The organism is Muricoccus harenae (assembly GCF_009848505.1).
Lineage (GTDB): Bacteria > Pseudomonadota > Alphaproteobacteria > Acetobacterales > Acetobacteraceae > Roseomonas > Roseomonas harenae.
On sequence record NZ_WWDL01000101.1, the window covers coordinates 1 to 780 of the forward strand.

Below are 780 nucleotides of genomic sequence, written 5' to 3' on the forward strand. Positions count from 1 at the left end.
GCGCCGAGCCTCATCCCGCGCAAGCCCGGCGAGCGGATCAAGACCGATCGGCGGGACGCGACGGCGCTGGCCCGCCTGCATCGGGCCGGCGAGTTGACGCCGGTCTGGGTGCCGGACCCGGAACACGAGGCCATGAGGGACCTGGTCAGGGCGCGGGCGGACATGGTGGAGGCGCTCCGCAAGGCGCGGCAGCGGCTGATGGGTTTCCTGCTCCGGCACGGGCGGAGCTACGACGGCAAGCGCTGGACCTGGCCGCACCGGAAGTGGCTGATGGAGCAGACCCTCCCGCACCCCGCCCAGCAGGTCGCCTGCCAGGAATACCTCGACGCGGTGAACGAGTTGGAGGCGCGCATCGAGCGGCTCACGGGCCGCATCCGGGACCTCGTGCCCTGCTGGAGCATGGCGCCGGTTGTCGAGGCGCTGCAGGCCATGCGCGGCGTCTCGCTGATCGTCGCCTCGGCGCTGGTGGCCGAGGTCGGCGACTTCGGGCGCTTCGACAACCCGCGCCAGCTGATGGCCTATCTCGGCCTCGTGCCCTCGGAGCATTCCAGCGGGGCCAAGCGCCGGCAGGGCGCGATCACCAAGGCCGGCAGCCCGCTCGCGCGCCGCATGCTCGTCGAGGGCGCCTGGACCTACCGGCTGCCGGCCCGGGCGTCAGCGCAGATGCGGCCTCGCCTGGCAGGCCTGCCGCGCGAGGTTCGCGACATCGCCTGGAAAGCGCAGATGCGCCTCTGCGCCCGGTACCGGCGCCTGCAGGCCGCCGGCAAGCGGCCGCAGGTC

1 protein-coding gene is annotated in these 780 nt (G+C 73.6%); it reads left to right on the forward strand.

Annotated elements, in window-relative coordinates; all coding sequences use genetic code 11:
- Nucleotides 1-780, forward strand: a 780-nt coding sequence (locus tag GSE44_RS25100; RefSeq protein ID WP_159351543.1) for an IS110 family RNA-guided transposase, incomplete at both ends; no start/stop codon positions are given.